The following is a 5,230-nucleotide window of genomic DNA, read 5'->3' as shown; positions in this document are numbered from 1 at the left end:
CAAAAAAATGGAATTCCATATGGATTAATAAATCGTGCCAAGAAAAAAATTGATGGAGGAAAAGTACGATTTGATAAAACCATAGCTACCTTACAAAAAGAGCGTTCTAAACTTGAAAAAACGTCATTAAATTTAAAAGAAGAAGAGACAAAAGCACGTGGAGAAAGCAAAAAAATGGAAACCATTAATGCTAAAATTCAGGATAAATTAGAGCGCTATCAAGAATTATATGATGCTAATCAACGATTAATTTATATTGGACAAAAAATTGATGATATTTCGGAAAGCTATTTCAATAATAAAGATAAAAAAATCCTCATTGGTGATTTTTTAAAAATGGTTGAAATTGAAAATTCAAAGCGTAAAAAATTATCTGTAAAAGAAAAGAAGGTCAAAGAAGTTATTCAAAAAAAGGTTGTTGAAGAAGTTAAGGTGAAAGTAGAAGAAATTCGAACCGTAAAGAAAGAAAAGAAAATCAAAGCTAAAATTCAAGAAGATAATATACCTAAAGTTGTTTTAAAGATAGGCGACCGTGTGCGAATGATAGACGGAAAAGCAATTGGTACTATCGATACTATTGAAAAGAATAAGGTCACAGTTAATTACGGAATTTTTACCTCAAAAGTAAGTATCGATCAATTAGAATATGTTCAACCAATTTAATTGTATTTATGGAACTTCAAAATTTACCAAAAGGAAAGAAAATCATACTATTCGATGGTGTTTGCAACCTTTGCGATGCTTCAGTTCATTTCGTAATTAAATACGATAAAAACGATCTATTTAGGTTTGTTGCATTACAATCGGATTTAGGCCAACGTATCGTAAAACACATTGGCATTAACCCAATGCATATTGATAGTGTTATTTTATATGAACCAGGATTTGCCTATTATTATAAATCTTCGGCAGTATTAGAAATTGCAAAAGGATTATCTGGAATTTTCACTTGGGCTACTTTATTTCAAATTTTACCAACTGTATTGAGAGATTTTATATATGATTTTGTCGCCAAAAACAGATATAAATGGTATGGGAAAAAAGAAGCGTGTTTAGTGCCTACACCAGAATTACTTGCAAAATTTTTATAGCATGACAATTGTCATATTTCTATCCGTTAAATTAAACTAGTTTTGATTCAACTAAAATTTAGAAATTATGAACAAAATAGACTTACCACTATATTCACATGACAACGGAACATTTATAATGATTGGGGTTTTTGCCTTAGTAATTATTGGATTAGTTGCAGCTGTTCTATTAATGATGGGAAATGATAAAAAGAAAAAAAACGACCAGTGATTAGCTGGTCGTTTTAGTTTATGTAATTAAGAAATTATTGTTTGATAAATTTCTTAGTTGTTTTTCCTTCTGCAGCTTCAATAGTTACAAAGTAAACTCCAGCATTCAAATCAGAAACGTTAATTTGAGATAGAGAATCCGATTGATTTTTTACAATTCTACCATTAATGTCAACAACTGAAATGTTTTTAATTTCAACATTATTAGGATTTGAAATGTTTATGATTGAAGATGTTGGATTTGGATAAATAGAAAAATTTGATTCTGAAAATTCGTTTGTAGAAAGAACTGAACTAAAATTAATTGAGTCTAATCTCATTGTAGCAACTGCTTGAGCTGTTGATATATCATTCCAACCAAAATAATAAATTCCAGATATTGATGGAGTAAATGAAGCAGTAAATTGAGTAAAAGTTGGATTGTTTAAAGCAGCATTTGCCCACAATTGCGTTGTTTGTGATGCCGGTAATGTAGAATTACCAACAGTTAATCTCAAACTTCTTGCTGTGGCACATCTAACCCAGAATGTAATTGTTACAGCTTCATTAGCTTGTAAAGAAAATGCAGGTGTGAACAACCAATTATTTGAAGCAGCAGTAGTATTTGTATTAAATATCCAATAAAAATTTCCAGCTTGAGCTAAAGTAGGTGCATTTTGACTTAAACCATAAGAACCATTTCCAAAAGTAGACCAACCAACTAATTCGCTGTTATTTTCAAAACCAAAAGTTTGAGGACATACTTTTGCTGTAGAGAAAAAACTTACTGCAGTCCATGTACTTTGAGATGTTCCACAATTACTTCTAACATAATAGTCATATCCAGTTGAAGCAGCCAATCCATTTAATGTAATTGAATTAGTTGGAGTTGACACCAACGTTCCCGTTCCTAAAGTAAAACCCAAAGGACCATATTGAACATCATAATTTGCTGGGTTTAATGAAGCCGCAGCCCAATTTAATGTAATTGATGTAGTTGCAATACTAGTAGCTGCATTTAAGGTAGTTACAGGAAAACATGAAACTGGAGTAAAAGTAAATGTAAAATTGAAACCAAGAGCAGAAAATCTACTGTCCCATTGAAAGTAATAGGTTGTGCCTGCAATAGCATTAAAATTAAATGTTGACAAATAAACAGTTCCAGAAACATCATCTGCACCACCAACACATGTCAAAGCTGAACATGATGCACCTTGCCAAACAGACAACCTCGTATCATCACTATTAGGTGCTACATTTGCTGGTAAATTTGAAGTTAAAGCTACTGTTCCGTTTGATGTTGCGGTATATTTATACCATACACCATAATAAGGTCCAGCAGCATCTGGATTAGTTTGATCGCAAGAAGTTACGTAAGTACCTGTTATAGCTGGTGCAGTGATAGTTCCATTAGCAGTAATTTCTACTGCACTTCCACAATTTTGTTGAGCAAATAAAAATGAAGTTAGCATTAAAAATGCTGAAAGTAAAGTTTTTTTCATAATAATTAATTTAAAGTTTAATCAAAAATATAACATAAAACTGAAATATAATATTTTTTAATAATAATTTTGTTAAATTTTTGTGATTTTATCAAACAAAAAATAATCTGCAATTACTAAAGCCGCCATGGCTTCTACTATGGGTACAGCTCTAGGAACCACACAAGGATCATGACGGCCTTTACCTTGTAGTTCAACAATAGCACCTTGATTCGTTAAAACGTCTTGTTTTTGCAACAATGTAGCTACTGGCTTGAAGGCAACCCTAAAATAAATATCCATTCCGTTTGAAATTCCACCTTGTATGCCACCGGATAAATTAGTTTTAGTGGTGCCGTCTTCATTATATAAGTCATTATGCTGACTTCCTGTCATCGTTGCTCCACAAAACCCGCTGCCAAATTCAAACCCCTTAACAGCATTTATGGATAACATCGCTTTTCCTAATTCGGCATGCAATTTATCAAATACAGGTTCACCCAAACCTATGGGTACATTTTGAATGACACAAGTAATCGTTCCACCTATGGTATCACCATCTTTTTTTACCTGAGTAATTAACTGTTCCATTTTTGCAGCAGTTTCGCTATCTGGGCATCGAACAAGATTACTTTCGATTAAGGAAAAGTCTAAGTCCTGATAGGGTTTATCAATAAAAATATTTCCAACAGAAGATACAAAAGCATTAATTTTAATGCCTGGAATGATTTGCTTAGCAATAGCACCACCAACAACCCTGCACGCAGTTTCTCTTGCCGAACTTCTTCCTCCTCCTCTATAATCGTGAATCCCGTATTTTTTCTCATAGACATAATCTGCATGACTTGGACGAAAACTATCTTTAAGATGCGAATAATCTTCTGTCTTATAATTTTCATTTGGAATTATAAAACCTATGGGAGTTCCTGTCGTTTTTCCTTCAAAAATACCTGATAAAAATTGCACGGTATCCGATTCTTTTCTTTGGGATACAATTTTGGATTGTCCTGGCTTTCTACGAGCCATTTCTAGTGCTATTTTATCAAAATCTAAGGTTATTCCTGCCGGACATCCTTCAATGATTCCGCCAATAGCTGTGCCATGTGATTCTCCAAAAGTGGTCAACTTCAATAATTTACCAAAAGTATTACCTGCCATAATTTAGCTTTTAATGATAATACAAAGTTACTATATTTAAATAAATAAGTAGTTGCAATGAAAATTAAATAAAAACTGTAAATTATATAATACTATTGGCATATTTTTTGACATTAAATGATTATATTTATAAAAATAAGTCAATATGAAAAAAGTAATTTTATCTGCTGCGATGCTATTTGGAATGGCATTAAGCACACAAGCACAAGACATTTCAAAAAACACATTGGGATTACGATTAGGGGATAACGATGGTTTTGGAACTGAAATTTCGTATCAGAGAGATTTAACAGCAAACAATCGATTAGAATTAGATTTAGGTTGGAGAAATAGTAAAGAAGTTGACGCCATCAAATTAGCTGGTTTATACCAATGGTTATGGAACATTGATAAAGGATTTAATTGGTATGCTGGAGCTGGTGGAGGTCTTGGAAGCTGGAGTTATTCAACAAACGGTCAAAGTGATAGTGGTACTTTCTTATTTATTGCAGGAGATTTAGGAATCGAATATAATTTTGATTTTCCATTACAATTATCATTAGACATAAGGCCTGAAATTTATTTAAACTCTAATGATTACAGAGAAAATAATTTTGGTCCTGATTTAGCATTAGGTGTTCGCTATAAATTTGATTAATTTATGTATGTAAAAAAGGCTTCCTAAAGGGAGCCTTTTTTTATTCTTCTATGATTATATTTTTTGCCTTTGGAATTATTGTAATACAATAAGGATTTGTTATTGCCATTGTAACTGGTTTTCCTGTTTCAGGAAAGGTTTCATTTTTTTTAACCCATAAAACATCTTTTTCCCAATGTATTGAAGCAACATCAATTGTATAACCTCCTGTGTTTTTTTGTCCTTGATATAGTATGATAATATCATTTTCTTTAAAATTAACGGTAACTAATTTATTAAATTCAGATTCATCAATTTTTAAAGATTCAATTAATTTGATATAATCTTCATTATTGGTAACATGAAGATATCCCGACTTTTCATTTCCACTATTTGAATTTTTATAAATTGTAGAGAAAGTTGGCAGTAATACATTCACTTTTGGAGCAATGCACGAAGTGAAAAATAAAAATAGTATTGAAAGTGCTTTAATCATTTTTGGATTGAATTGCTTGATAATAAATTTGTTCATATAAAGGCATAATTTGCTGAATATCAAATAATTTAGCAGTTTCAAATGCATTAACTTTAAATTGTTTGAGGAGTTCTTCATTCGTTAAAAGCAAAATGGCATCTCGACTCATTTTTTTTACATTGCCTACATCGCTTAAATAACCAGAATATCCATCTTTATT

The 5,230-nt window shown here is 31.4% G+C and carries 6 protein-coding genes and 2 pseudogenes; 4 read left to right on the top strand and 4 right to left on the bottom strand.

Annotation, left to right across the window (positions count from 1 at the left end):
- The 3 genes and pseudogenes from ACIQZC_RS08845 to ACIQZC_RS08835 form a co-directional block, all read left to right on the top strand.
- Positions 1 to 663 (top strand): annotated as a pseudogene (locus tag ACIQZC_RS08845) (DNA mismatch repair protein MutS); the annotation flags it as partial.
- Positions 664 to 671: 8 nt separating this feature from the next.
- Positions 672 to 1,091: a thiol-disulfide oxidoreductase DCC family protein gene (locus ACIQZC_RS08840; protein WP_396138866.1), complete on the top strand. Its 420-nt coding sequence runs from the start codon at positions 672 to 674 to the stop codon at positions 1,089 to 1,091.
- A 67-nt stretch (positions 1,092 to 1,158) separates the two neighbouring features.
- The gene (locus ACIQZC_RS08835) at positions 1,159 to 1,302 is read left to right on the top strand and encodes a hypothetical protein (protein ID WP_396138865.1); all 144 of its coding nucleotides are present in this window, start codon (positions 1,159 to 1,161) and stop codon (positions 1,300 to 1,302) included.
- A 34-nt stretch (positions 1,303 to 1,336) separates the two neighbouring features.
- On the opposite strand, the gene ACIQZC_RS08830 is transcribed toward ACIQZC_RS08835, so the two are convergent.
- Both ACIQZC_RS08830 and aroC read right to left on the bottom strand, forming a co-directional pair.
- Entirely contained in the window at positions 1,337 to 2,782 is a 1,446-nt protein-coding gene (locus ACIQZC_RS08830) for a T9SS type A sorting domain-containing protein (protein ID WP_396138864.1), read from the bottom strand.
- A 72-nt stretch (positions 2,783 to 2,854) separates the two neighbouring features.
- Positions 2,855 to 3,919: a chorismate synthase gene (gene aroC / locus ACIQZC_RS08825; RefSeq protein WP_396138863.1), complete on the bottom strand. Its 1,065-nt coding sequence runs from the start codon at positions 3,917 to 3,919 to the stop codon at positions 2,855 to 2,857.
- A gap of 145 nt (positions 3,920 to 4,064) precedes the next feature.
- On the opposite strand from aroC, the gene ACIQZC_RS08820 reads away from it, so the two are divergent.
- Positions 4,065 to 4,556, top strand: coding sequence for a hypothetical protein (locus ACIQZC_RS08820; protein ID WP_396138862.1), 492 nt, complete (start codon positions 4,065 to 4,067; stop codon positions 4,554 to 4,556).
- Between the two features lie 40 nt (positions 4,557 to 4,596).
- Here ACIQZC_RS08820 and ACIQZC_RS08815 read toward each other — a convergent pair whose 3' ends face one another.
- Both ACIQZC_RS08815 and ACIQZC_RS08810 read right to left on the bottom strand, forming a co-directional pair.
- A complete protein-coding gene (locus ACIQZC_RS08815) occupies positions 4,597 to 5,031 on the bottom strand; it encodes a protease complex subunit PrcB family protein (protein WP_396138861.1) in 435 nt (144 codons plus the stop codon).
- Positions 5,024 to 5,230: pseudogene (locus ACIQZC_RS08810) on the bottom strand (N-acetyl-alpha-D-glucosaminyl L-malate synthase BshA); the annotation flags it as partial. The gene ACIQZC_RS08815 and the pseudogene ACIQZC_RS08810, both read right to left, overlap by 8 nt.

The organism is Flavobacterium sp., assembly GCF_044338735.1.
GTDB lineage: Bacteria > Bacteroidota > Bacteroidia > Flavobacteriales > Flavobacteriaceae > Flavobacterium.
Note: the sequence above shows the minus strand (reverse complement) of the source record. Positions and strands in the feature narration are given on the sequence as shown.